At 53.0% G+C, this 24,578-nt stretch carries 17 protein-coding genes, 1 tRNA gene, 3 rRNA genes and 1 other annotated feature; of the genes, 8 read left to right on the top strand and 13 right to left on the bottom strand.

Annotated elements, in window-relative coordinates; all coding sequences use genetic code 11:
- Positions 1 to 91: 91 nt before the first annotated feature.
- Together NXS97_RS18175 and pssA are read left to right on the top strand one after the other, a co-directional pair.
- Positions 92 to 2,767 (top strand): bifunctional acetate--CoA ligase family protein/GNAT family N-acetyltransferase, encoded by a 2,676-nt coding sequence (locus NXS97_RS18175; protein ID WP_116219791.1) that lies wholly within the window; start codon positions 92 to 94, stop codon positions 2,765 to 2,767.
- A 99-nt stretch (positions 2,768 to 2,866) separates the two neighbouring features.
- Positions 2,867 to 4,222 carry a CDP-diacylglycerol--serine O-phosphatidyltransferase gene (gene pssA / locus NXS97_RS18165; RefSeq protein WP_014605188.1) on the top strand — a complete coding sequence of 452 codons (1,356 nt, stop codon included), beginning with the start codon at positions 2,867 to 2,869 and terminating at the stop codon, positions 4,220 to 4,222.
- A 44-nt stretch (positions 4,223 to 4,266) separates the two neighbouring features.
- Here pssA and NXS97_RS18160 read toward each other — a convergent pair whose 3' ends face one another.
- Both NXS97_RS18160 and NXS97_RS18155 read right to left on the bottom strand, forming a co-directional pair.
- Positions 4,267 to 5,562, bottom strand: a complete 1,296-nt coding sequence (locus NXS97_RS18160) for an MFS family transporter (RefSeq protein ID WP_116219790.1) — start codon at positions 5,560 to 5,562, stop codon at positions 4,267 to 4,269.
- 236 nt (positions 5,563 to 5,798) lie between these two features.
- Complete coding sequence (locus tag NXS97_RS18155) at positions 5,799 to 6,866, bottom strand: zinc-dependent alcohol dehydrogenase family protein (RefSeq protein WP_200286816.1); 1,068 nt, start codon at positions 6,864 to 6,866, stop codon at positions 5,799 to 5,801.
- A gap of 106 nt (positions 6,867 to 6,972) precedes the next feature.
- Between NXS97_RS18155 and NXS97_RS18150 the strand changes: the two genes are divergently transcribed.
- Complete coding sequence (locus NXS97_RS18150) at positions 6,973 to 7,434, top strand: Lrp/AsnC family transcriptional regulator (RefSeq protein ID WP_014605185.1); 462 nt, start codon at positions 6,973 to 6,975, stop codon at positions 7,432 to 7,434.
- Between the two features lie 138 nt (positions 7,435 to 7,572).
- Here the strand turns inward: NXS97_RS18150 and NXS97_RS18145 are convergent, their stop codons facing one another.
- From NXS97_RS18145 to rluD, 8 genes are all read right to left on the bottom strand, one after another.
- On the bottom strand, positions 7,573 to 7,752 hold the full coding sequence (locus NXS97_RS18145) for a hypothetical protein (RefSeq protein ID WP_072137105.1): 180 nt from the start codon (positions 7,750 to 7,752) through the stop codon (positions 7,573 to 7,575).
- Positions 7,753 to 7,898: 146 nt separating this feature from the next.
- Positions 7,899 to 8,014: ribosomal RNA gene (gene rrf, locus NXS97_RS18140) — 5S ribosomal RNA — on the bottom strand.
- Between the two features lie 229 nt (positions 8,015 to 8,243).
- Positions 8,244 to 11,149 (bottom strand): 23S ribosomal RNA (locus NXS97_RS18135).
- A 213-nt stretch (positions 11,150 to 11,362) separates the two neighbouring features.
- Positions 11,363 to 11,437, bottom strand: a tRNA-Glu gene (locus NXS97_RS18130).
- Positions 11,438 to 11,527: 90 nt separating this feature from the next.
- Positions 11,528 to 13,069 (bottom strand): 16S ribosomal RNA (locus NXS97_RS18125).
- Together the 16S, 23S and 5S rRNA genes with 1 tRNA gene alongside form the textbook arrangement of a ribosomal RNA operon.
- Positions 13,070 to 13,548: 479 nt before the next feature.
- The gene (gene clpB, locus NXS97_RS18120; RefSeq protein ID WP_014605184.1) at positions 13,549 to 16,122 is read right to left on the bottom strand and encodes an ATP-dependent chaperone ClpB; all 2,574 of its coding nucleotides are present in this window, start codon (positions 16,120 to 16,122) and stop codon (positions 13,549 to 13,551) included.
- Between the two features lie 125 nt (positions 16,123 to 16,247).
- Positions 16,248 to 16,976 carry a purine nucleoside phosphorylase YfiH gene (gene yfiH, locus NXS97_RS18115; protein WP_116220031.1) on the bottom strand — a complete coding sequence of 243 codons (729 nt, stop codon included), beginning with the start codon at positions 16,974 to 16,976 and terminating at the stop codon, positions 16,248 to 16,250.
- Positions 16,973 to 17,953 (bottom strand): 23S rRNA pseudouridine(1911/1915/1917) synthase RluD, encoded by a 981-nt coding sequence (rluD, locus tag NXS97_RS18110; protein WP_116220032.1) that lies wholly within the window; start codon positions 17,951 to 17,953, stop codon positions 16,973 to 16,975. Before rluD ends, yfiH begins: the two co-directional genes overlap by 4 nt.
- A 129-nt stretch (positions 17,954 to 18,082) precedes the next feature.
- Here rluD and bamD point away from each other — a divergent pair, with 129 nt between their 5' ends.
- The 4 genes from bamD to pheA all read left to right on the top strand — a co-directional run bounded on the left by bamD (position 18,083) and on the right by pheA (position 20,835).
- A complete protein-coding gene (gene bamD, locus NXS97_RS18105) occupies positions 18,083 to 18,814 on the top strand; it encodes an outer membrane protein assembly factor BamD (protein ID WP_013026885.1) in 732 nt (243 codons plus the stop codon).
- A gap of 278 nt (positions 18,815 to 19,092) precedes the next feature.
- Positions 19,093 to 19,425, top strand: a complete 333-nt coding sequence (raiA, locus tag NXS97_RS18100; RefSeq protein ID WP_013026886.1) for a ribosome-associated translation inhibitor RaiA — start codon at positions 19,093 to 19,095, stop codon at positions 19,423 to 19,425.
- 100 nt (positions 19,426 to 19,525) lie between these two features.
- Positions 19,526 to 19,649: a sequence feature (Phe leader region), on the top strand.
- A complete protein-coding gene (locus NXS97_RS18095; RefSeq protein ID WP_193372328.1) occupies positions 19,527 to 19,574 on the top strand; it encodes a hypothetical protein in 48 nt (15 codons plus the stop codon). It overlaps the preceding feature by 48 nt.
- A 22-nt stretch (positions 19,650 to 19,671) precedes the next feature.
- A complete protein-coding gene (gene pheA / locus NXS97_RS18090) occupies positions 19,672 to 20,835 on the top strand; it encodes a bifunctional chorismate mutase/prephenate dehydratase (RefSeq protein ID WP_014605182.1) in 1,164 nt (387 codons plus the stop codon).
- A 36-nt stretch (positions 20,836 to 20,871) separates the two neighbouring features.
- Here pheA and tyrA read toward each other — a convergent pair whose 3' ends face one another.
- The gene (gene tyrA, locus NXS97_RS18085) at positions 20,872 to 21,993 is read right to left on the bottom strand and encodes a bifunctional chorismate mutase/prephenate dehydrogenase (protein ID WP_112900712.1); all 1,122 of its coding nucleotides are present in this window, start codon (positions 21,991 to 21,993) and stop codon (positions 20,872 to 20,874) included.
- Between the two features lie 6 nt (positions 21,994 to 21,999).
- Positions 22,000 to 23,079 (bottom strand): 3-deoxy-7-phosphoheptulonate synthase, encoded by a 1,080-nt coding sequence (locus tag NXS97_RS18080; RefSeq protein ID WP_014605181.1) that lies wholly within the window; start codon positions 23,077 to 23,079, stop codon positions 22,000 to 22,002.
- 285 nt (positions 23,080 to 23,364) lie between these two features.
- Between NXS97_RS18080 and NXS97_RS18075 the strand changes: the two genes are divergently transcribed.
- Positions 23,365 to 23,895 carry a GNAT family N-acetyltransferase gene (locus tag NXS97_RS18075; protein WP_014594414.1) on the top strand — a complete coding sequence of 177 codons (531 nt, stop codon included), beginning with the start codon at positions 23,365 to 23,367 and terminating at the stop codon, positions 23,893 to 23,895.
- Between the two features lie 18 nt (positions 23,896 to 23,913).
- Here NXS97_RS18075 and NXS97_RS18070 read toward each other — a convergent pair whose 3' ends face one another.
- Positions 23,914 to 24,468, bottom strand: coding sequence for a hypothetical protein (locus tag NXS97_RS18070; protein WP_019104712.1), 555 nt, complete (start codon positions 24,466 to 24,468; stop codon positions 23,914 to 23,916).
- Positions 24,469 to 24,578 lie beyond the last annotated feature (110 nt).

Below are 24,578 nucleotides of genomic sequence, written 5' to 3'. Positions count from 1 at the left end.
CGATTGTCATTATTCAGGCTGGGATCTGCCCGACGGTAAAAAAGCCCAAAAGCGTTTACACTCCCCTAAATGCCGACGAATGGAGAAGGTGATGAGTCAACGTGGACTGGAAGCGCTGTTAAGACCAAAATCAATTGCGGTAATCGGCGCCTCGGTCAAGCCGGGACGGGCAGGCTATTTTATGATGCGTAATCTGCTGGCGGGCGGCTTTAGCGGCCCGGTGTTGCCGGTGACGCCAAAATATAAAGCCGTTAGCGGCGTGCTGGCCTGGCCTGATATTCACAGTTTGCCCTTCGCCCCCGACCTGGCGGTGATCTGTACCCATCACAAAAGAAATCTGGTGCTGTTACAACAGCTCGGCGAGAAAGGCTGTAAAGCCTGCATCATCCTCTCCGCCCCCGCCAGTCAGCTCGCCGAGTTAAAAGCCTGCGCCAGCCGCTGGCAGATCCGATTGTTAGGCCCAAACAGTCTGGGATTGCTGGCCCCGTGGCAGGGGCTTAACGCCAGCTTTTCTCCTGTTCCCATCGCCAAAGGCCGTATTGCGTTCATATCGCAGTCATCAGCCGTCTCCAACACCATCCTTGACTGGGCGCAGCAACGTAACCTGGGTTTTTCATGGTTTATCGCCTTAGGCGACAGCCTGGATACCGACGTGGACGATCTGCTGGATTTTCTGGCCCGTGACGGCAAAACCAGCGCGATTCTGCTTTATCTTGAACACCTTAGCGATGCCCGCCGGTTTGTCTCGGCCTCCCGTAGCGCATCCCGTAACAAACCTATTTTGATTATCAAAAGCGGCCGCAGTCGGCAGGCACAGGCGCTGCTTGGTACGCACAGCGGTCTCGATGCCGCCTGGGATGCGGCGATCCAGCGTGCGGGCTTGTTACGGGTGCAGGATACGCACGAGCTGTTCACCGCAGTTGAGTCCCTGAGCCATATGCGTCCACCACGCGGGCACCGGCTGATGATTATCAGCAATGGCGCGGCTCCCGCCGCGCTGGCGTTAGATGAACTCTATGCCCGCAACGGTAAGCTCGCCACGCTGGGCGAGCAAACGATAGAGCAGCTTAGTGCCGTTCTGCCGGAAGGCGTCGGGCACGGCAATCCGGTCGATTTAAAGGACGATGCAACGCCGGAACGCTATCTGGCCTGCCTGGCCGTCCTGCTCGACAGCCATGATTTAGATGCCCTGATGATTATTCATGCCCCCAGCGCTGTTGCCCCGGCGACCGAAACCGCAGAGAAAATCATTCAGCTTATTCATCAGCATCCGCGCGGAAAACAGCTCACGCTGTTGACCAACTGGTGCGGCGAATTCTCCTCTCAGGCGGCGCGCCGTGCTTTTACTCAGGCCGGCATTCCCACCTGGCGAACGCCGGAGGGCACCGTCACAGCCTTTATGCATCAGGTTGAATACCGGCGTAACCAGAAATTGTTGCGGGAAACCCCCGCCCTGCCGGTAAACCTGACCCAGGACAGCGCTCAGGCCCACCAGTTGCTGTCTCAGGCGCTGGATAAGGGCATCCTGTCGCTGGATACGCACGAAGTGCAGCCCGTTCTTAAAGCTTACGGCCTCGCGACGTTACCCACCTGGATAGCAAAAGACAGTGAGGACGCCGTCACGATTGCTGAACAAACCGGCTATCCGGTCGCGCTGAAGCTCCGTTCGCCCGATGTGGCGCATAAGTCTGAAGTGCAGGGCGTCATGCTCTACCTACGTAACGCCGCCGAAGTTAAACGCGCGGCGGACGCGATTATTGACCGGGTCAGGCAGACGCTGCCGCACGCGCGTATTGAAGGACTGGTGGTGCAGAGCATGGCGAACCGGGCTGGTGCCCAGGAGCTGCGGATTGTGGTGGAGCAGGATGCGCTGTTTGGCCCTATCATCATGCTGGGTGAAGGCGGCGTAGAGTGGCAGGCAGAGAAACAGGCGGCGGTTGCTTTGCCGCCGCTGAATATGACCCTGGCGCGCTATCTGGTGATCCAGGCAATAAAAAGCGGCAAGGTCCGCAGCCGAAGTGCCTTGATTCCGCTTGATGTAGCTGGCCTGAGCCAACTGCTGGTTCAGGTCTCCAACCTGGTGGTAGATTGCCCGGAAATACAACGGCTGGATATTCATCCACTGCTGGCGGCAGGTAGCGATTTCACCTTACTGGACGTTACGCTGACGCTTGCGCCTTTTGACGGTGACAGTGAAACGCGTCTGGCCATCCGACCCTATCCTCAGCACCTGGAAGAACAGGTCGAGTTGAAGGACGGTCAGCATTGCTTATTCCGCCCTATCCTGCCGGAAGATGAACCGCTGCTGCGTGACTTTATCAGCCAGGTGACGAAAGAAGATCTCTACTACCGCTACTTTAGCGAAATTAATGAATTCACCCATGACGATTTGGCCAATATGACGCAGATTGACTACGACCGGGAGATGGCGATTGTCGCCGTTCGGCAGCATCAGGGGCAGCCAGAAATCATCGGTGTGACCCGCGCGATTTCGGATGCAGACAACGTTGATGCCGAGTTTTCGGTACTGGTGCGCTCCGATCTTAAAGGGCTGGGGATGGGAAGACGTTTACTGGAAAAAATGATCCGTTACACCCGCGCGCATGGCCTGCAACAACTGAATGGCATTACCATGCCCGGCAACCGCGGCATGGTGACGCTGGCGAAAAAACTCAACTTTGACGTGGATGTCCAAATGGACGATGGCATCGTCAGTCTTAAGCTTTTGTTACAGGATAATGTCAGTTTGCCGTGTAGAGAAAAGTAAAAATCGCCCAGTTCGTCGTGGTTGATGTTATTATTTAGCGTTATGACCCTGATTTGGTGGCAAAAGGCCATACAATGAACCGAGAAGAAGTGCACTGTGATGTTGTCTAAATTTAAACGCAATAAACACCAACAACACCTCGCACAGCTGCCTAAACTGTCACAATCTGTTGCGGATGTGTCGACGCTTTATTCGCCCGCCGAATTTCGTGAGACGCTTTTGGAAAAGATTGCGTCAGCGCAATCGCGCATTTGTATCGTCGCACTCTATCTGGAAAATGACGATGCGGGCCGCGCCGTCATGAATGCACTGTATGCTGCGAAACTCGCTCGCCCACAGCTCGACATCAGTATTTTAGTCGACTGGCACCGTGCCCAACGTGGCCGCATTGGTGCTGCACGAGGCGTGACCAATGCCGACTGGTATTGTGAGATGGCCCAACAGCATCCCGATCATGTCATTCCTGTCTACGGCATTCCGGTTAATACTCGCGAGGCACTCGGGGTACTGCATCTGAAAGGCTTCATCATTGATGATACGCTGCTCTACAGCGGGGCCAGCCTGAATGACGTTTACCTGCATCAGCACGATAAATATCGCTACGATCGCTACCAGCTCATTCGTAATCCCGCGCTGGCCGACACCATGTTTGAATGGATCAACCACCATTTAAAAGACGCCGAGGCAGTCAATCGCCTGGACTATGCTGAGCGTCCTTCCAGTCCGGAAATTAAAAATGAAACGCGTCAGTTTCGTCAGGACCTGCGCGGGTTCAACTATCAGTTTGAAGGCAACGCCGGCAACGATGAACTCACCGTGACGCCACTGGTCGGCCTGGGCAAGCGTAGCCTGCTGAACAAGACCATTTTCCATTTGATGCCCTGCGCTGAAAAGAAGCTCACCATCTGCACGCCTTATTTCAACCTGCCTGCGCTGCTGGTGCGCAATATCATTGGCCTGCTACGTCAGGGTCGTGACGTTGAGATCATCGTGGGTGATAAAACAGCGAATGACTTCTATATCGCACCCGATCAGCCATTTAAGATCATCGGTGCACTGCCCTACCTCTACGAAATTAACCTGCGTCGCTTTTTAAGCCGGCTGCAGTACTACGTTAGCAACGGGCAGCTGACCGTACGTTTATGGAAAGACGGTGAAAACAGCTATCACCTGAAAGGAATGTGGGTTGACGATGAGTGGCAGCTCATTACAGGCAACAATCTTAATCCCCGCGCCTGGCGGCTGGATCTCGAGAATGCGGTACTGATCCACGACCCGCATCAGCAGTTGGCCGAACAACGACAGCATGAGCTGATGCTGATCCGTCAACATACCACGGTCGTTGGACACTTTCGCGAGCTGGAGAGCATCGCTGACTACCCGGCGAAAGTGCGTAAGCTGATTCGCCGTCTACGCCGTATTCGTATTGACCGCCTCATCAGCCGCATACTGTAAACCCTCAGAATGCCGCAGCCTGCCTGCGGCACTCCTTTCCTCTGCTACAGCTTAATTCCTTTCCCATGCCGGTGGAGCAGCAGCGAAACCAGAAACGCCAGCGCGCCCATCGCAGACACGTACCAGAAGAAGGTGGTCTCCATCCCTTTGTGCTTCATCAGCAACGCCACGTACTCTGCAGACCCACCGAAGATCGCATTCGCCACCGCATAAGACAGCCCGACGCCCAGGGCTCGCACCTGCGGCGGAAACATCTCAGCTTTCAGAATCCCACTGATCGAGGTGTAAAAGCTGGTAATAAGCAGTGCCAGCATAATCAGAACAAATGCCATGCCCAGACTCTGTACGTTTTGCAGCAGGGTAAGGATGGGTACGGTACAGATTGCTGCACCGGCACCGAAAATCATCATGGACGTGCGTCGGCCTATTTTATCCGACAAACCGCCAATAACGGGCTGCAGCAGCATATAGACGAAGAGCACACCGGTCATCAATGCACTGGCGGTTTTCGCATCCATACCAGAGGTATTTACCAGATACTTTTGCATGTAGGTTGTAAAAGTGTAAAAGCTCAACGAACCGCCCGCCGTAAAGCCCAGCACCATCAGGAAGGGTTTGGTGTGATTACGTAACAGGCCAATGACGCTACCGGCATCCCGATGCTCACGGCTCTGTTTATCGGACGTTTCGTCCAGAGAGCGGCGCAGCCATAACGCCACCACGGCCAGCGCAGCGCCTAAAAAGAACGGGATGCGCCAGCCCCATGTGCGTAGCTCCTGGTCGGTTAAGATGAACTGCAGCACCACCACCGTCAGCACAGCGCCTAACTGCCCACCAATTAAGGTGACGTATTGAAAGGAGGCATAAAAGCCTTTGCGCCCTTCCAGGGCCACTTCACTCATATAGGTTGCACTTGTGCCGTACTCCCCGCCCACCGACAGCCCCTGGAACATACGAGCCAGTAACAGCAGGGCTGGCGCGGCTATCCCAATGCTGTTATAGCCCGGCAGACAGGCGATGACCAGCGATCCGAAACACATCATACAGACAGAAATCAGCATGGATTTTTTTCGCCCGTGGCGGTCACCAATATAGCCAAATAACCATCCGCCAATCGGCCTCATTAAAAAGCCTGCGGCAAACACGCCTGCCGTCTGGAGCAACTGGGTTGTCGTATCCCCTTGCGGAAAGAAGATATGGGCAAAGTAGAGTGAGAAAAACGAGTACACATAAAAGTCGAACCATTCGACGAGATTACCTGAGGATGCACCTACGATGGCCCAGATACGTTTTTTTCTGTCGAGCAACTGCGATTGTGGATTGTTGATCACATCTGACATGCTATGCCTCGGCTCCATGCTGATAAGCAGCGTTAAAGCGTTGAGTAAAGCATGGACGGGAATAAAACGGAAAGAGGTGTTGGTTCTGGATGACAAAATGTGACTTATGTTGTTAATTTGCTGTAACAACTGAAAGTGTCAGACCACCGCGCCAGCCCGCTACGGATATCAAAAACGACCGACCTTTCTCTACAACATGTGTACGAGCAGTGCAGACAGGCCGGTGTTTTAGTGCATCAGAACGTCGTGACTACCGTGACGCCCGGTGATTCAAACTTATCCATATTGATTAACGCTTCTATGGATTGCTTGAGGCTGATGGTGCGGCCAATGAGCTTTTCAGGACAGAGTTTACCGGTGGCAATCATGTTCATCATGTCGCCGTAACGATGAGCCTGCATGCCGTGACTGCCAATAATCTCCAGTTCGTTAGCAATAACGCTGGCCATTGGAATGGGCGGTACACTGTGTTCGCCCGCCATCAGGCCTATCTGGATGTGCCTGCCTCTTTTTCTTAAGGAATGAATGGAGTTCACGCAGGTCACCGTATGACCCAGCGCATCCAGTGACACATGTGCTCCGCCTTGGGTGATTTCTCTGATCGCTTCCGCCACATTGTGCACGCGAGCGCCATTTACTACGGCAACTGCACCCAAATCACGGGCCAGCTGCAGCTTTTCATCCGAAATATCCACCGCCACCACGTTTGCTCCGAGCGCATTCGCGATCATGATGGCGGAAAGTCCCACACCGCCACAGCCGTGCACGGCAAGCCACTGTCCTGCCGACGTTCTTCCCTGATCGACCACTGCCCTGAACGAGGTAATAAAACGGCACCCGAGACTGGCTGCGGTAGTGAAGTTCAGCGTGTCCGGCAGTGCGATAAGGTTTAAGTCGGCCTGCTGTATCGCTACGTATTCGGCGAACGATCCCCAGTGCGTGAAGCCAGGCTGGAACTGATGGTCACAGACCTGCTGATTACCGGTATGACATTCGTGACAAAAGCCGCACCCCGATACGAAGGGTACCGTGACATTATCGCCCGGCCGCCATTTAGTCACCGCGTTGCCAACGGCTTCAATTGTGCCTGCGAATTCGTGTCCCGGCACATGAGGCAGAGGAATATCGGGATCGTGCCCGACCCAGCCGTGCCAGTCACTTCGGCAAACACCGGTGGCTTTGACCCGAATCACAACGCCGTGCGGCTCGGGAGTAGGGTCCGGGACCGTTTGCAGCATCGGCGGCGACAGAAATGACTCGTATATCACTGCTTTCATCAGTAAACCCTCATCGTAGGCGTTCATAAAATTATACCTTTCGATCCGGAAATTACTTTTCATCTGTTGCAGGCGGATAATTATTTATGAAATTATCTTTCATCAAACATGCAATGGTTGAGTGGATATTTCAGTGAGTCTTCTTGATAAGAAAGATCTGGCGCTGCTGCGTTATCTGCAGCAGGACGGCAGGGTATCGAGTCTTAAACTTTCACAGGATTTGGATGTTAGCCCGGCTTCTGCATGGCGACGTCTGAAACGGCTTGAGGATGAGGCGTTTATTGAGGGTTATCAGGCGGTGGTTAACCGCAGAAAAGTGGGCTTTGGCGTGATGGCATTTGTCCGTCTGGTCTGTAGCCAGCACAGTGAAGCGGCAACGCGGGATTTTGAAGACAGGATTAATGCCAATCCCTATGTGCTTTCCTGCCACAACATTACCGGTGAAGCTGATTTCCTTTTACAGGTCGTGGCGCGCGACTTAGACCATTACAGTCTTTTTATCGAAAAGGAACTGCGTAAATTACCGGGGATACTGAGTATTAATTCTTCGATTTCGCTCAGAGAAGTGAAGAAAACGCATCCGCTACCGGTTTAACGGTGTCGCGATTTTGCAGGATGCAATGCAAAGTTGCTTTTCACTCGTTCTACCCTTCATAGCTGGGTAGTCGGCAAATTCCTTGTTGCCTGATTAATGCTATCGGTTAAAAAAACAGCTATTGCATTGTGCTGGATCTCAAACAGAGAAGGAATGCGGTGGATTGCGGTCAGGTACTTGCGGCTTTTGTTGACCTGCGGCTTTTGTATCGATGGCGTTTGTTGTATCACGATGATCGGGCGGTTCGTCGTCTTTGGGCAGGGGGTGCAGGTATATGACGCCGGGCGCGGCATGCCATCCGGCTTTCTCACGCGCCATTTTCCCGATCCGGCGGTTTTAATGACGCGGAAGGCGCTCGCGCGGTCCCGGCCGTGCAGGACAGCCGGTCTGACGCCCCGCTTTTCACCGGTTACGCAAGTAAAAAAGCCCTGAACTTTCGTTCAGGGCTTTTTTACTTGTTTGATGCCTGGCAGTTCCCTACTCTCGCATGGGGAGACCCCACACTACCATCGGCGCTACGGCGTTTCACTTCTGAGTTCGGCATGGGGTCAGGTGGGACCACCGCGCTACAGCCGCCAGGCAAATTCTTTGTGCTCCGTCCTGCGTCTTTCACGCTGCTGCCGCGCTGGCTTCCCTCGCGCCGCTCAGTCACATACCTCAGTATGCTCCTTCACCCCGTCTCGGTTGCCGCCTTGCACTCAGCGCAAAATCCTTCGGACTCACGTCCGCAGAACAGAACTAAATTCTTTATCCGGTAAACAATGCTGAAAATTTAAATCGTCTCTCTACCAAAACGCCTCTGGCGTTGTAAGGTTAAGCCTCACGGGTCATTAGTACCGGTAAGCTCAACGCATCGCTGCGCTTACACACCCGGCCTATCAACGTCGTCGTCTTCAACGTCCCTTCAGGAGCCTTAAAGGCTCAGGGAGAACTCATCTCGGGGCAAGTTTCGTGCTTAGATGCTTTCAGCACTTATCTTTTCCGCACTTAGCTACCGGGCAGTGCCACTGGCGTGACAACCCGGACACCAGCGGTGCGTTCACTCCGGTCCTCTCGTACTAGGAGCAACCCCCCTCAATTCTCCAGCGCCCACGGCAGATAGGGACCGAACTGTCTCACGACGTTCTAAACCCAGCTCGCGTACCACTTTAAACGGCGAACAGCCGTACCCTTGGGACCTACTTCAGCCCCAGGATGTGATGAGCCGACATCGAGGTGCCAAACACCGCCGTCGATATGAACTCTTGGGCGGTATCAGCCTGTTATCCCCGGAGTACCTTTTATCCGTTGAGCGATGGCCCTTCCATTCAGAACCACCGGATCACTATGACCTGCTTTCGCACCTGCTCGAGCCGTCACTCTCGCAGTCAAGCTGGCTTATGCCATTGCACTAACCTCCTGATGTCCGACCAGGATTAGCCAACCTTCGTGCTCCTCCGTTACGCTTTGGGAGGAGACCGCCCCAGTCAAACTACCCACCAGACACTGTCCGCAGCCCGGATCACGGGCCTACGTTAGAACACCAAACATTAAAGGGTGGTATTTCAAGGCCGGCTCCACGCAGACTGGCGTCCACGCTTCAAAGCCTCCCACCTATCCTACACATCAAGGCTCAGTGTTCAGTGTCAAGCTGTAGTAAAGGTTCACGGGGTCTTTCCGTCTTGCCGCGGGTACACTGCATCTTCACAGCGATTTCAATTTCACTGAGTCTCGGGTGGAGACAGCCTGGCCATCATTACGCCATTCGTGCAGGTCGGAACTTACCCGACAAGGAATTTCGCTACCTTAGGACCGTTATAGTTACGGCCGCCGTTTACCGGGGCTTCGATCAAGAGCTTCTCCTTGCGGATAACCCCATCAATTAACCTTCCGGCACCGGGCAGGCGTCACACCGTATACGTCCACTTTCGTGTTTGCACAGTGCTGTGTTTTTAATAAACAGTTGCAGCCAGCTGGTATCTTCGACTGGCTTCAGCTCCGGGAGCAAGTCCCTTCACCTACGCGCCAGCGTGCCTTCTCCCGAAGTTACGGCACCATTTTGCCTAGTTCCTTCACCCGAGTTCTCTCAAGCGCCTTGGTATTCTCTACCTGACCACCTGTGTCGGTTTGGGGTACGATTTTGTGTTACCTGATGCTTAGAGGCTTTTCCTGGAAGCAGGGCATTTATCACTTCAGCACCGTAGTGCCTCGTCGTCACGCCTCAGTGTAAAGTGAACCGGATTTGCCTGGAACACACACCTACACGCTTAAACCGGGACAACCGTCGCCCGGCTGATATAGCCTTCTCCGTCCCCCCTTCGCAGTAACACCAAGTACAGGAATATTAACCTGTTTCCCATCGACTACGCCTTTCGGCCTCGCCTTAGGGGTCGACTCACCCTGCTCCGATTAACGTTGAACAGGAACCCTTGGTCTTCCGGCGACAAGGTTTTTCACCTTGTTTATCGTTACTTATGTCAGCATTCGCACTTCTGATACCTCCAGCAACCCTCACAGGCCACCTTCGACGGCTTACAGAACGCTCCCCTACCCAACAACGCATAAGCGTCGCTGCCGCAGCTTCGGTGCATGGTTTAGCCCCGTTACATCTTCCGCGCAGGCCGACTCGACCAGTGAGCTATTACGCTTTCTTTAAATGATGGCTGCTTCTAAGCCAACATCCTGGCTGTCTGGGCCTTCCCACATCGTTTCCCACTTAACCATGACTTTGGGACCTTAGCTGGCGGTCTGGGTTGTTTCCCTCTTCACGACGGACGTTAGCACCCGCCGTGTGTCTCCCGTGATAACATTCTCCGGTATTCGCAGTTTGCATCGGGTTGGTAAGCCGGGATGGCCCCCTAGCCGAAACAGTGCTCTACCCCCGGAGATGAGTTCACGAGGCGCTACCTAAATAGCTTTCGGGGAGAACCAGCTATCTCCCGGTTTGATTGGCCTTTCACCCCCAGCCACAGGTCATCCGCTAATTTTTCAACATTAGTCGGTTCGGTCCTCCAGTTAGTGTTACCCAACCTTCAACCTGCCCATGGCTAGATCACCGGGTTTCGGGTCTATACCCTGCAACTTAACGCCCAGTTAAGACTCGGTTTCCCTGCGGCTCCCCTATGCGGTTAACCTTGCTACAGAATATAAGTCGCTGACCCATTATACAAAAGGTACGCAGTCACCCCATAAAGAGGCTCCCACTGCTTGTACGTACACGGTTTCAGGTTCTGTTTCACTCCCCTCGCCGGGGTTCTTTTCGCCTTTCCCTCACGGTACTGGTTCACTATCGGTCAGTCAGGAGTATTTAGCCTTGGAGGATGGTCCCCCCATATTCAGACAGGATACCACGTGTCCCGCCTTACTCATCGAACTCACAGCCTGTGCACCTTTGTGTACGGGAGTATCACCCTGTACCCTGCGACTTTCCAGACGCTTCCACTGATGCACAAGCTGATGATGGTTCTGGGCTCCTCCCCGTTCGCTCGCCGCTACTGGGGGAATCTCGGTTGATTTCTTTTCCTCGGGGTACTTAGATGTTTCAGTTCCCCCGGTTCGCCTCATACAGCTATGTATTCACTGCATGATAGTGTGTCGGAACACACTGGGTTTCCCCATTCGGGTATCGCCGGTTGTTGCGGTTCATATCACCTTACCGGCGCTTATCGCAGATTAGCACGCCCTTCATCGCCTCTGACTGCCAGGGCATCCACCGTGTACGCTTAGTCGCTTAACCTCACAACCCACAGGCGTTTTACGCTGCGTGTCGTGAGCTTTTGAGAGACTCGAACGCGTTGTGCTGTGTTCCTTATTACGGAGGAACACGACAATGCGTCGTTTCAAATTTTCAGCTTGTTCCGGATTGTTAAAGAGCAAATATCTCAAACGTGACCCTGAGGCCAGTTTTGAGATACTTCGTGGAGACACCTTTCACCTGTCACCAAGCAAGTGGCGTCCCCTAGGGGATTCGAACCCCTGTTGCCGCCGTGAAAGGGCGGAGTCCTAACCGCTAGACGAAGGGGACACTGACGTGTCTCGACTTCGCAGCCGTCTTGCTTCTTTATCTTTCTATCAGACAATCTGTGTGAGCACTTCGCGGGAAGGTATCTTCAGGTAAGGAGGTGATCCAACCGCAGGTTCCCCTACGGTTACCTTGTTACGACTTCACCCCAGTCATGAATCACAAAGTGGTAAGCGCCCTCCCGAAGGTTAAGCTACCTACTTCTTTTGCAACCCACTCCCATGGTGTGACGGGCGGTGTGTACAAGGCCCGGGAACGTATTCACCGTGGCATTCTGATCCACGATTACTAGCGATTCCGACTTCACGGAGTCGAGTTGCAGACTCCGATCCGGACTACGACGCACTTTATGAGGTCCGCTTGCTCTCGCGAGGTCGCTTCTCTTTGTATGCGCCATTGTAGCACGTGTGTAGCCCTACTCGTAAGGGCCATGATGACTTGACGTCATCCCCACCTTCCTCCGGTTTATCACCGGCAGTCTCCTTTGAGTTCCCGACCGAATCGCTGGCAACAAAGGATAAGGGTTGCGCTCGTTGCGGGACTTAACCCAACATTTCACAACACGAGCTGACGACAGCCATGCAGCACCTGTCTCAGAGTTCCCGAAGGCACCAAAGCATCTCTGCTAAGTTCTCTGGATGTCAAGAGTAGGTAAGGTTCTTCGCGTTGCATCGAATTAAACCACATGCTCCACCGCTTGTGCGGGCCCCCGTCAATTCATTTGAGTTTTAACCTTGCGGCCGTACTCCCCAGGCGGTCGACTTAACGCGTTAGCTCCGGAAGCCACTCCTCAAGGGAACAACCTCCAAGTCGACATCGTTTACGGCGTGGACTACCAGGGTATCTAATCCTGTTTGCTCCCCACGCTTTCGCACCTGAGCGTCAGTCTTCGTCCAGGGGGCCGCCTTCGCCACCGGTATTCCTCCAGATCTCTACGCATTTCACCGCTACACCTGGAATTCTACCCCCCTCTACGAGACTCAAGCCTGCCAGTTTCAAATGCAGTTCCCAGGTTAAGCCCGGGGATTTCACATCTGACTTAACAGACCGCCTGCGTGCGCTTTACGCCCAGTAATTCCGATTAACGCTTGCACCCTCCGTATTACCGCGGCTGCTGGCACGGAGTTAGCCGGTGCTTCTTCTGCGGGTAACGTCAATCAATGCGGTTATTAACCACATCGCCTTCCTCCCCGCTGAAAGTACTTTACAACCCGAAGGCCTTCTTCATACACGCGGCATGGCTGCATCAGGCTTGCGCCCATTGTGCAATATTCCCCACTGCTGCCTCCCGTAGGAGTCTGGACCGTGTCTCAGTTCCAGTGTGGCTGGTCATCCTCTCAGACCAGCTAGGGATCGTCGCCTAGGTGGGCCGTTACCCCGCCTACTAGCTAATCCCATCTGGGTTCATCCGATAGTGAGAGGCCCGAAGGTCCCCCTCTTTGGTCTTGCGACGTTATGCGGTATTAGCCACCGTTTCCAGTGGTTATCCCCCTCTATCGGGCAGATCCCCAGACATTACTCACCCGTCCGCCACTCGTCACCCGAGGAGCAAGCTCCTCTGTGCTACCGTCCGACTTGCATGTGTTAGGCCTGCCGCCAGCGTTCAATCTGAGCCATGATCAAACTCTTCAATTTAAAGTTTGATTTGCTGAAACAAGTCCAGCGGTGCTCATCTGTAAAACGTCATAATGAATTTCATTATGTGTTCACTCGTGAGGCTTTGATATTTTTTACGTCCGGAGACGCTGATATCAATCCTGCGAGTGCCCACACAGATTGTCTGATAAATTGTTAAAGAGCAGTGCGAACAGCGGGTTAACCGTCTGTCGCGAGGTGGCGTATATTACGCTTTCCTCCTTCAGAGTCAACCTCTTTTTCAGAAGTTTTTCTCCGGCGGAAACTCCTGGGAGCCTCCTGCTGAACACCGCGTTACGTAAGCCGTTGTGCCGTGTCAGTGGAGGCGCATTATAGGCAAATATTTTAGGCTGACAAGCGCTAATTCAAATAAATCTTTCGAGTGATTACTTTCCAGGCAATACGCTTTAAAAAAAGTCAAAACCACAGATTCCGCGTACAAAAAACGGGCGTAACGCCCGTTTTTAATAAATATGCCTTTACTGGTGGGCAGTAATGACATCGTCTTTTACGTCCATCTCTATCACTTTGCCCGGGACCAGCTCACCAGAAAGAATCTGCTGTGCCAGTGGGTTTTCTATCTGCTGCTGGATAGCGCGTTTCAGTGGACGCGCACCGTAAACCGGGTCATAACCGTTTTCGCCCAACAGTTTGATCGCCGCATCAGAGATATGCAGCTGATAGCCTCGGTCTTCCAGACGTTTGTACAGCCGCTGCAGTTGAATCTGTGCAATAGACGCAATGTGTTTCTCACCCAGCGGATGGAACACCACTACCTCGTCAATACGGTTCACGAACTCTGGACGGAAATGTTGACCCACTACGCCCATCACCAGATTTTTCATCTCGGGATAATTCAGATTGCCGAAACGTTCCTGAATTAAATCTGAGCCCAGGTTAGAGGTCATGATCACGACCGTATTGCGGAAATCAACGGTGCGCCCTTGTCCGTCCGTCAACCGGCCATCATCCAGAACCTGCAGCAAAATATTGAAGACATCGGGATGCGCCTTCTCGATTTCATCCAACAGGATCACAGAATAAGGACGACGGCGAACCGCTTCAGTCAGATAGCCGCCCTCTTCATAGCCGACATAACCCGGAGGTGCGCCCACCAGCCGCGACACAGAATGTTTTTCCATAAATTCTGACATGTCGATACGAACCATCGCATCGTCACTGTCGAACAGGAAGTTAGCCAGTGATTTACACAGTTCCGTTTTACCCACACCTGTTGGGCCCAGGAACAGGAACGACCCGACAGGACGATTAGGATCGGCCAGACCTGCGCGGCTACGGCGAATGGCATTGGAAACCGCTTCAACCGCTTCATCCTGTCCGATGACTCGTGAATGCAGTTCCTGCTCCATACGCAGAAGTTTGTCGCGCTCCCCTTCCATCATCCGGGCGACCGGAATACCGGTCCAGCGCGCCAGAACATCGGCAATCTCAACGTCCGTTACGCGGTTACGCAGCAGCTTCATCGTCTTGCCTTCAGACTGTGTAGCGGAAGCCAGCTGTTTCTCCAGCGCCGGGATCTTGCCGTACTGCAGTTCAGACATCTGTGCCAGATCGCCTGAGCGACGTGCCTGCTCAAGGGTAAGGCGCGCCTGCTCCAGCTCCGCTTTGATATTCTGCGTGCCGGTCAACGAGGCCTTTTCCGCTTTCCACTCTTCTTCCAGCTCGGCATATTCACGCTCTTTCTGGTTGAGCTCGGCTTCCAGCATATCCAGACGTTTGACGCTGGCATCATCAGATTCTTTCTTCAACGCCTGCTGTTCCAGCTTCAGCTGAATAATACGGCGCTCCAGACGATCCAGTGCTTCCGGCTTGGAGTCAATCTGCATACGGATACTGGATGCCGCCTCATCAATCAGGTCAATCGCCTTATCTGGCAACTGGCGATCGGCTATGTAGCGATGAGAAAGCGTTGCTGCCGCGACGATAGCCGGGTCAGTGATCTGCACATGATGGTGCAACTCATAACGCTCTTTCAAACCCCGCAAAATCGCGATGGTATCTTCAACGCTGGGCTCTGCCACAAACACTTTCTGGAAACGGCGCTCCAGCGCTGCGTCTTTCTCGATATACTGGCGATATTCGTCCAGCGTGGTAGCGCCGACACAGTGTAACTCGCCGCGCGCCAGCGCAGGTTTCAGCATATTGCCGGCGTCCATTGCACCATCTGCTTTACCCGCGCCCACCATGGTATGCAGCTCATCAATAAACAGAATGACGTTGCCTTCCTGCTTAGACAGGTCGCTGAGCACGCCTTTCAGACGCTCTTCGAATTCACCACGGTATTTAGCCCCTGCCACCAGCGCGCCCATATCCAGTGCCAGCACACGGCGGCCTTTCAGCCCTTCCGGCACTTCACCATTGATAATGCGCTGCGCCAGCCCTTCGACGATGGCGGTTTTACCTACGCCGGGCTCACCAATCAACACGGGGTTGTTTTTAGTACGACGTTGCAGTACCTGGATGGTACGGCGAATCTCTTCATCACGCCCAATCACCGGATCGAGCTTGCCTTTCTCGGCGCGCTCGGTGAGATCGATCGTATATTTCTTTAAAGCCTGACGCTGATCTTCAGCACCCTGATCGTTCACGTTGTCGCCTCCACGAAGTTGTTCAATCGCTTTGGTGAGCTTTTCGTTGGTGACGCCTGCGGATTTCAATATGTCCGCCAGCGAGCCACGTGAATCCAGGGCTGCCAAAACAAATAATTCTGATGAGATAAAGTTGTCGTTGCGCTTCTGTGCCAGCTTATCGCACAGGTTAAGCACTCGGATCAGGTCGGATGATGGCTGCACATCTCCGCCGCTGCCTTCTACCTGCGGCAAACGGTCAATAGCCTGATCAATTTGCGTACGTAACGATGCTACGTCAGTACCGGCTGAGGACAACAGGGGCGCAACGGAACTCCCTTCCTGCTTGAGCAACGCGCTCATCAGGTGCAAGGGTTCAATAAACTGGTTATCCTGTCCTAAAGCCAAAGACTGCGCGTCGGACAGAGCGAGTTGAAATTTATTAGTAAGACGATCCAGACGCATAATTCCTCCCATTACAGGTCAAATGCTACTGGAGATTAAAATGAGGTCATTCCTCAAATATTCAAGGTTAATGACCTGAAAAAGGACTAAAAAACGCGCTGTCTGGATCGTCTTACGGGCTAAGACTATAACAGCCAAATTAAAGTTGCCATACGGCCGGTGATGCCATCCCGACGATAGGAGAAGAAATCGTCCTGCTCGCTAAAGGTACAACGTGAATCTGCACTCACTGATTTCACGCCTGCAGCATGCAGCCGCTGACGGGCCAGTAGCCAGATATCCGCGTAGAATTTTTCCCCCGCCGGACGAAAAGCGGCAGCTGCCTCAGGATCGTGATCCATAAACGCGCGACGCACTTCTGCACCGACTTCGAACGCATCAGGACCAATGGCCGGCCCGAGCCAGGCGTGAATATTGCCGGGCGCAGCCTGAAACTGTGCCAGGGTATTTTCCAGTACGCCGCCACACAGCCCGCGCCATCCTGCATGAGCCGCAGCAACTTCACGGCCGTCATCCGAACAAAACAGCACAGGCAGGCAGTCAGCCGTCATGATTGCACATACCACGCCCGTTTCCCGTGTGATACAAGCATCTGCCTGTAGCGGCGCGGTTCCCCCTGCGCTCAGGCAGGCAACGTCGATGGAATGAACCTGCTCCAGCCACTGCGGCATCGCGGGCAACGCCGCAACCGCTATCAGCCGCTCACGGTTGGCTGCCACATGATGCAGCTTGTCACCGACATGGCTGCCGAGATTAAGCGAACGCCAGTTCCCCTCGCTCACGCCGCCCTGCCGTAACGTTGAGACGGCACGCACCCGATCGGGTGCCGGCCATTGTGGAATAATCAGGCTCATAGCCAGTCCAGCTGATCCTTGAACATATCTGTATCCGCTTTCAGCGCATCAATCAGATCAATCATGTCCTGAGGTATCGCGGCATGGAATTCCATCTCAATCCCAGAGATAGGATGGTAAAGCCGGAGCATCGTCGCATGCAGCGCCTGGCGATCAAATCCGCGCAGCGTGGTAATAAAGTCTTCCGATGCGCCTTTTGGCGGACGCGGACGGCCACCGTAAAGCGGGTCGCCCACCAGAGGGTGATTAATATGCGACATATGCACACGGATCTGGTGCGTACGGCCGGTTTCCAGGCGCAGACGCAACCGCGTATGAGCACGGAAATGCTCCATGATGCGATAGTGAGTGACAGCCGGTTTCCCCATGGGATGCACGGACATATGCGTACGTTTAGTCGAGTGACGGCTAATCGGTTCATCGACCGTGCCGCCAGCAGTCATCGTACCGATGGCGACCGCTTCATATTCACGTGTAATTTCACGGCGCTGAAGGGCGTCGACAAGGTGCGTTTGCGCCGGGACGGTTTTCGCCACGACCATCAGCCCGGTTGTATCTTTGTCCAGGCGATGAACGATGCCCGCGCGCGGCACATCGGCAATGGCGGGATAGTGATGCAGCAGCGCATTGAGTACGGTGCCATCAGGATTGCCCGCGCCCGGATGCACCACAAAGTCACGTGGTTTATTGATGACAATGATATCTTCATCTTCGTAGACGATATCCAGCGGGATATTTTGGGGTTCCCAGCGCTGCTCTTCTTCGATCTCAGCATCGATGGTCACGCGCTCGCCGCCGAGCACTTTTTCTTTCGGCTTATCAGTCACAGTGCCGTTGACACTGACGCGCTGGTTAAGGATCCACTCTTTTATGCGGGAACGTGAATAATCAGGGAACAATTCCGCCAAAGTTTGATCTAAACGTTGTCCGAGTTGTGATTCGGATACCGTTGCGGTGAGTTGAACTTGTTGTGCCATATACAGCTTCTTCGTTAACGTTGGGTTTTACGGCGATGCCGTTTAATATAATGTGCTATCGTACCTGGTCATTACCGGGAGCTATACGGACAGCTTCCGCCATAACATTTTGAGGATAATCACTTCGTCATGACGCGTATGAAATATCTGGTGGCTGCAGCCACACTGAGCCTGGCACTTGTTGGTTGTTCCGGCTCAAATGACGCGGTACCGGACAACCCGCCTTCTGAAATCTATGCTACAGCGCAACAAAAGCTGCAGGACGGTAACTTTAAAGCGGCGATTAAGCAACTGGAAGCGCTGGATAATCGTTACCCATTCGGTCCCTATTCGCAGCAGGTTCAGTTGGATTTGATCTACGCGTACTATAAAAATGCCGATCTGCCGATGGCGCAGGCTGCCATCAGCCGCTTTATGCGTTTAAATCCTACGCATCCTAATATCGATTACGTCATCTATATGAAAGGGCTGACGGATATGGCGCTGGATGATTCGGCATTGCAGGGCTTTTTCGGCATCGACCGTTCCGATCGCGATCCTACCCATGCTCGTGATGCATTCCGCGACTTTGCACAGCTGCTGCGCAGCTATCCAAACAGCCAATATGCAGCCGATGCCTATAAACGTCAGGTCTATCTGAAAGACCGTTTGTCAAAATATGAGCTTTCAGTGGCGCAATTCTATACCAAGCGTGGGGCCTATGTCGCGGTTGTTAACCGTGTTGAAGGCATGATGCGCGATTATCCGGACACGCAGGCGACGCACGATGCATTACCGCTGATGGAAAACGCCTATCGCCAGTTGCAACTGAACGCCGAGGCGGATAAAGTCGCAAAAATTATCGCAGCAAACAACGACTGAGACGTTCGCGCGTTGAGCCACAAAAAAAAGCAGCCCTGGAGGCTGCTTTTTTATGCGCATAAAACAGGCAAAATGTTGATTTACCTGTTGAGCTAACTTATCAAGAATGCCTTGATAAGGTGTTAGCTTCAAGGCTTTTCGGCCACATTCTCGCTCTTTCTCACAATTTGCTGTAGTTGACAAAAAGTGACATTTTTTTGTGATCAAAATCACAAATCTACAGAGATATCGCGCTATGCTGGATCCATTCAGACGGCAATCACAGAGAGGTAAGCATAATGATCGTGAATATTACCAGTAAGCAAATGGAAATTACTCCAGCCATCCGTGAACACGTCGAAGACCGTCTCGCCAAGCTAGAAAAGTGGCAAACCGACCTGATTAACCCGCATATCGTTCTGTCGAAAGAATCCAAAGAGTTTGTGGCAGACGCCACGATTAATACGCCAAACGGTACACTGGTCGCCAGTGCCAAACATGACGATATGTACACTGCTATCAACGACCTAATAGGAAAACTCGAGCGCCAACTTAATAAAGTGCAGCACAAATCTGAAGCGCGCCGCGCGGCCACCAGCGTTAAAGACTTTACCCCCGCCGCCGAAGAGTAAGTTTTGTCCTCACCTTCCTGACGCGCCTACGGGCGCGTTTTTTGTTGACAGCTTTTCATCTGTGCGGTTACTCTCAGAACAGCTTATTTTTGGAACCTGTCATGAAAACACTGTCGTTTTTCTTCGCTTTCTTTTTTACCTTCCCCTGACTGGGAGGCCATTCGTCGTGTAAAAAGAAAGCGAAGACGAACAACAAAGCCTCCCAATCGGGAGGCTTTTTTATTGGATAGCTTACAGGTGAGCCTTATGACCCCGGACAATCCGCTTCTGGCACTGCGTGATAAAATCAGCGCCGTTGATGAAAAACTACTGACGTTACTCGCTGAACGGCGTTTGCTGGCCGTGGAGGTTGCAAAGGCGAAGCTGGCAACGCACCGCCCTGTCCGCGACGTCGAACGTGAACGCGCACTGATTGAGCACCTCATCGTACTGGGTAAAAAACATCAGTTGGATGCGCACTACATTACCCGCCTGTTTCAGTTAGTGATTGAAGATTCGGTTCTGACTCAGCAGGCCTTGCTGCAAAAAAACCTCAACCATACGCATGCTCATGCGGCCCGCATCGCCTTCTTAGGCCCGAAAGGCTCTTACTCTCATCTGGCTGCCCGTCAGTATGCCGCGCGTCATTTCAGTAACATGGTTGAATGCGGTTGCCTGAAATTTCATGACATTATCAAGCAGGTGGAGAATAACGCGGCGGATTACGCCGTCTTACCGATCGAGAATACCAGCTCCGGTTCAATCAACGATGTGTACGACCTGCTGCAACAGACCAACCTCTCTATCGTAGGGGAACTGACGCTTCCGATTGAGCACTGTATGTTGGTCAGTAGCCAGAGCGACCTGGAACAGATTGAAACGGTCTACAGCCATCCGCAGCCTTTTCAGCAGACCAGCCACTTCATTAACCGCTTCCCGCACTGGAAGATTGTCTACACCGAAAGCACCGCCGCTGCCATGGAAAAAGTGGCCGCGCTCAACTCACCTAATGTCGCGGCGATCGGTAGCGAAGCCGGTGGCGAGCTGTATCAGTTACAGGTGCTGGAGCGTAATCTGGCCAACCAACAGCAGAATCACACACGCTTTATTGTCCTGGCCCGTAAGCCCATCGAAGTATCCGATCAGATTTCGGCGAAAACGACGCTGATCATGGCAACCGGCCAGCAGGCGGGTGCACTGGTTGACGCACTGTTGGTCTTGCGCCAGCACAACCTGATTATGAGCAAACTGGAATCACGGCCTATCAACGGTAACCCGTGGGAAGAGATGTTTTATCTGGATGTGCAGGGCAATCTGCAGTCTGAAAAGATGCAGCAGGCATTAGAAGAGCTGAGGGCAATGACGCGTTCGTTAAAAGTACTTGGCTGCTACCCCAGCGAAAATATCATTCCTGTTGAACCCGACAAGTAATCAGTAAAAAGGCATCCAACTGGATGCCTTTTTAGCTTATGGCCGGCTGTCGTTCGCCGAGCGCAGCAGGCTTCGGCTCTCAACCAAAAAGCGCTTGGCGTGATCGCCAAACCACTCTTCTACCCGGTTGAAGCTGGCAATAAAGGCGTTTTTATCACCTTTTTCCAGCAGGGCAATGGCTTCACCAAAGCGCTGATAATAACGTTTGATAAGGTTCAGGTTATTTTCAGACGACATAATGATATCCGCATACAGCTGCGGATCCTGTGCAAACAGGCGGCCCACCATTGCCAGCTCAAGCCGGTAAATGGGCGAGGACAAAGCCAGGAGCTGATCAAGATTGACATTCTCTTCAGCCAGGTGAAGGCCATAAGCAAAAGTCGCGAAATGGCGCAGCGCCTGGATAAATGCCATGTTCTGATCGTGTTCTTCTGCCCCAATGCGATGCAGGCGCGCTCCCCAGACCTGTATCTGCTCCAGAAACCACTGATAGGCTTCCGGCTGCCGCCCATCGCACCAGACAACAACCTGCTTGGCAAGACTGCCGCTGTCCGGCCCGAACATAGGATGCAGACCGAGTACCGGTCCCTGATGCGCCGCCAGCATCGCCTGTAGGGGGCGATTCTTGACGGACGCCAGATCCACCAGAATACAGTCATCCGGCAGCGTAGGGAGTTGTTGAATCACCTGCTCGGTCAGATGGATAGGCACGCTGATGATCACCATACCGGCATCGCTGAACAGCGTTTCCGCCCGATCCCAGTCATCTTTATCCAGCGTTTTTACCTGGTAGCCCGACAGCGTCAGCATTTTATTAAACAGGCGTCCCATCTGGCCATTACCGCCGACGATCACCACCGGACGTAACTCGGGACGCAGGGTTTTAAACCCTTTATCATTTTCGCTGGTATAGGATTCTCGCATGACGCGGCGCAATACGTCTTCAATCAGATCGCCAGGCACGCCCAGCGCTTCTGCCTCTTTGCGACGGGACGCCAGCATAGAAGCTTCCCGCTCCGGAACATAGATTGGCAAACCATGGCGGCTTTTAACTTCGCCGACTTCCGCTACCAGTTCCAGACGTTTTGCCAGTAGATCCAGCAGTGCTTTATCTACCGTATCAATTTGTTCGCGTAATGCAGTTAATTCAGCCACCATTGCCCACTACACCTCGTGTGAAAGACGCGCCGACAGAACCTCGTTTAGCTCATCATGCATTTCGCGCAGTAACGCCTCGGTGACGTTCCAGTTGATGCAGGCATCGGTAACAGAGACGCCGTACTTCATCTCACTGCGCGGCTGCTCGGAAGACTGATTGCCTTCGCTAATGTGGCTTTCCAGCATCAGGCCAATAATCGAACGGTTGCCTTTCTTGATCTGATCGATGGCCGATTGCGCGACGCCAGGCTGACGGCGGTAGTCTTTATCAGAGTTACCGTGGCTGCAATCTATCATTAAGGCCGGGCGGAGTCCCGCTTTAAGCATGGCCGTTTCACATTGTGCCACGTCTTCCGGACTGTAGTTTGGTGCTTTGCCGCCGCGTAAAATAACGTGCCCGTCAGGATTTCCCTGTGTTTGCAACAGGCAAACCTGGCCTGACTGATTGATACCCACAAACCGATGAGGCATTGCCGCCGCGCGCATGGCATTTATCGCCGTCCCCAGGCTGCCGTCGGTACCGTTTTTAAAGCCCACCGGCATTGACAGGCCTGAAGCCATTTCACGGTGGGTTTGTGATTCCGTCGTGCGTGCGCCAATCGCCGACCAGCTAAAAAGATCGCCCAAATATTGCGGGCTGTTTGGATCCAGCGCTTCCGTCGCTAACGGCAAGCCCATATCGACAAGATTCACCAGCAACTCACGGGCAATGTGCAAACCCGCTTCCATATCAAATGAGTTATCCATGTAAGGATCGTTAATTAACCCCTTCCAGCCAACGGTCGTGCGGGGTTTCTCAAAGTAGACGCGCATAACAAGGTACAGTCGATCTTTCACCTGCTCAGAGAGGCTTTGCAGACGACGCGCATAATCCAGAGCCGCTTCTGTATCGTGAATTGAGCATGGGCCACAAACCACTAACAGGCGGGAATCACGGCCTGCAATGATATCCGCAATCGTCTGGCGCGAGGCGGCGATTTGCGCCTGCTGCGCATTGCTCAACGGGAATTTCGTTTTAAGCTCTTCGGGAGTAATCAACACCTGCTCATTGGCGATATGAACATTGTTTAACGCGTCTTTTTGCATCGTCCTGTCCTTTACACTCATTTATGCGGTCACGGGATCCTCATGGAGGAGAGATGAAACTGTATCATAATGAGTACACTCGACAATCCCTTATGTACACTTTATTTACCATCAAAAATAAAACACCTGAAAATATCAATAAAATATATTTAATATCAATGAATTAAAAAAATAAAAACACAATCAGTCAGGCTGTCATTATGTAAACATAAATATACATAGCATCTGTTCCACCACCGAAATCCCCCTGTTAATATTGATACGTTAACTGACAAGGACGAAAACATGACCCAGACCACCGCAGCCATTCGCCTGCGTCCTTTTGATCTAAGCGATATTGAGGCCTTCACCGTAGCCGTTAATGACTCTTTGGATACGTTATTGCCCTGGATGAGTTGGGCGCATCCGGATTATCAGCCGGATGAAGCCGAAAGCTGGATTCGCTTTACACACTTACAACGCGCACTTAAAGAAGCAGAAGAATTTGCCATCGTGGATGCCCAGAACCGCCTGTTAGGTGGTGCAGGCTTTCGCTTTGCTAAAAAACCGGGAGAGTTTTGCGCTTTGGGGTACTGGGTTCGCAGTGACGCGCAATGTCAGGGTGTTGCCACGCAAGCGGTAAAGCTGTTACTGGAATTTGGCTTTGCGCGCCCGGATGTACAGACAATAGAACTGCTGGCGGTTGAGAATAACTTCGCCAGCAGACGTGTAGCGGAAAAGAGTGGCGGGCGCTTTATCGATTACCGTTATGGTTTAATTGTTTTAGACAGCGGGCCGGTCAACGCGGCGATCTATCATTTCCAGCGCCCCTCATGAAAAGGCATGAGATTGTACTCAGCGGTCGTAGGCCTCAACATAAGCGACAAGCCAGCTGTTAACGTCTATGGTTTTCCCGGTATTACGCAGAATGATAATGCCGGATTCGATCCGTACCAGTTCGAATGCGCGCATCTCTCTGTGGAAATGACAATAGCCTTTGATAAACATCCCATCGCAGGACTCCACATCCACGCGCCGGTAAGCCACCTTACCCTCGTAGTCAAAATAGCTGAACCCGATCTCTTTTAGACTCAGCCAGGGCATATCAACCTCGACCAGGGGCACATGCGCCGTCACCGCCGTGGACGTTTTGTTCTTACGTGCCAGTTCCTTTTTGTGTTCGCGGCCTGCCCAAACAAGGATCACGTTAGCCGCCACAAAGATAAGGGCCGGACCATACAACCCCAGCGCAAGAAAAAGGGGAAACAACACGAATCCCATGCTTACCCAGACTGCGGTCAGGCAGCGGCAAAGCCACTTATGCTTGTTGCCTTCCAGTGCATATCGGGCTGAATAGAATGAGGCGAGCGAAAATATAAAGCCGGAAACTAAAAAAACGACGTCTTTCAAAACCTGTCCTTAGGGCAATGAGATTGAATAAGAGAATAATCGGTTGTGTCCGATGACGAGCAGATTGCGTTACGCAGCATCCCGGCGGTTGGCATGCACAGCATCGCAAA

Origin of the sequence: Pantoea sp. B623 (assembly GCF_024814475.1) — a bacterium.
GTDB classification, from domain to species: domain Bacteria; phylum Pseudomonadota; class Gammaproteobacteria; order Enterobacterales; family Enterobacteriaceae; genus Pantoea; species Pantoea ananatis.
Note: the sequence above shows the minus strand (reverse complement) of the source record. Positions and strands in the feature narration are given on the sequence as shown.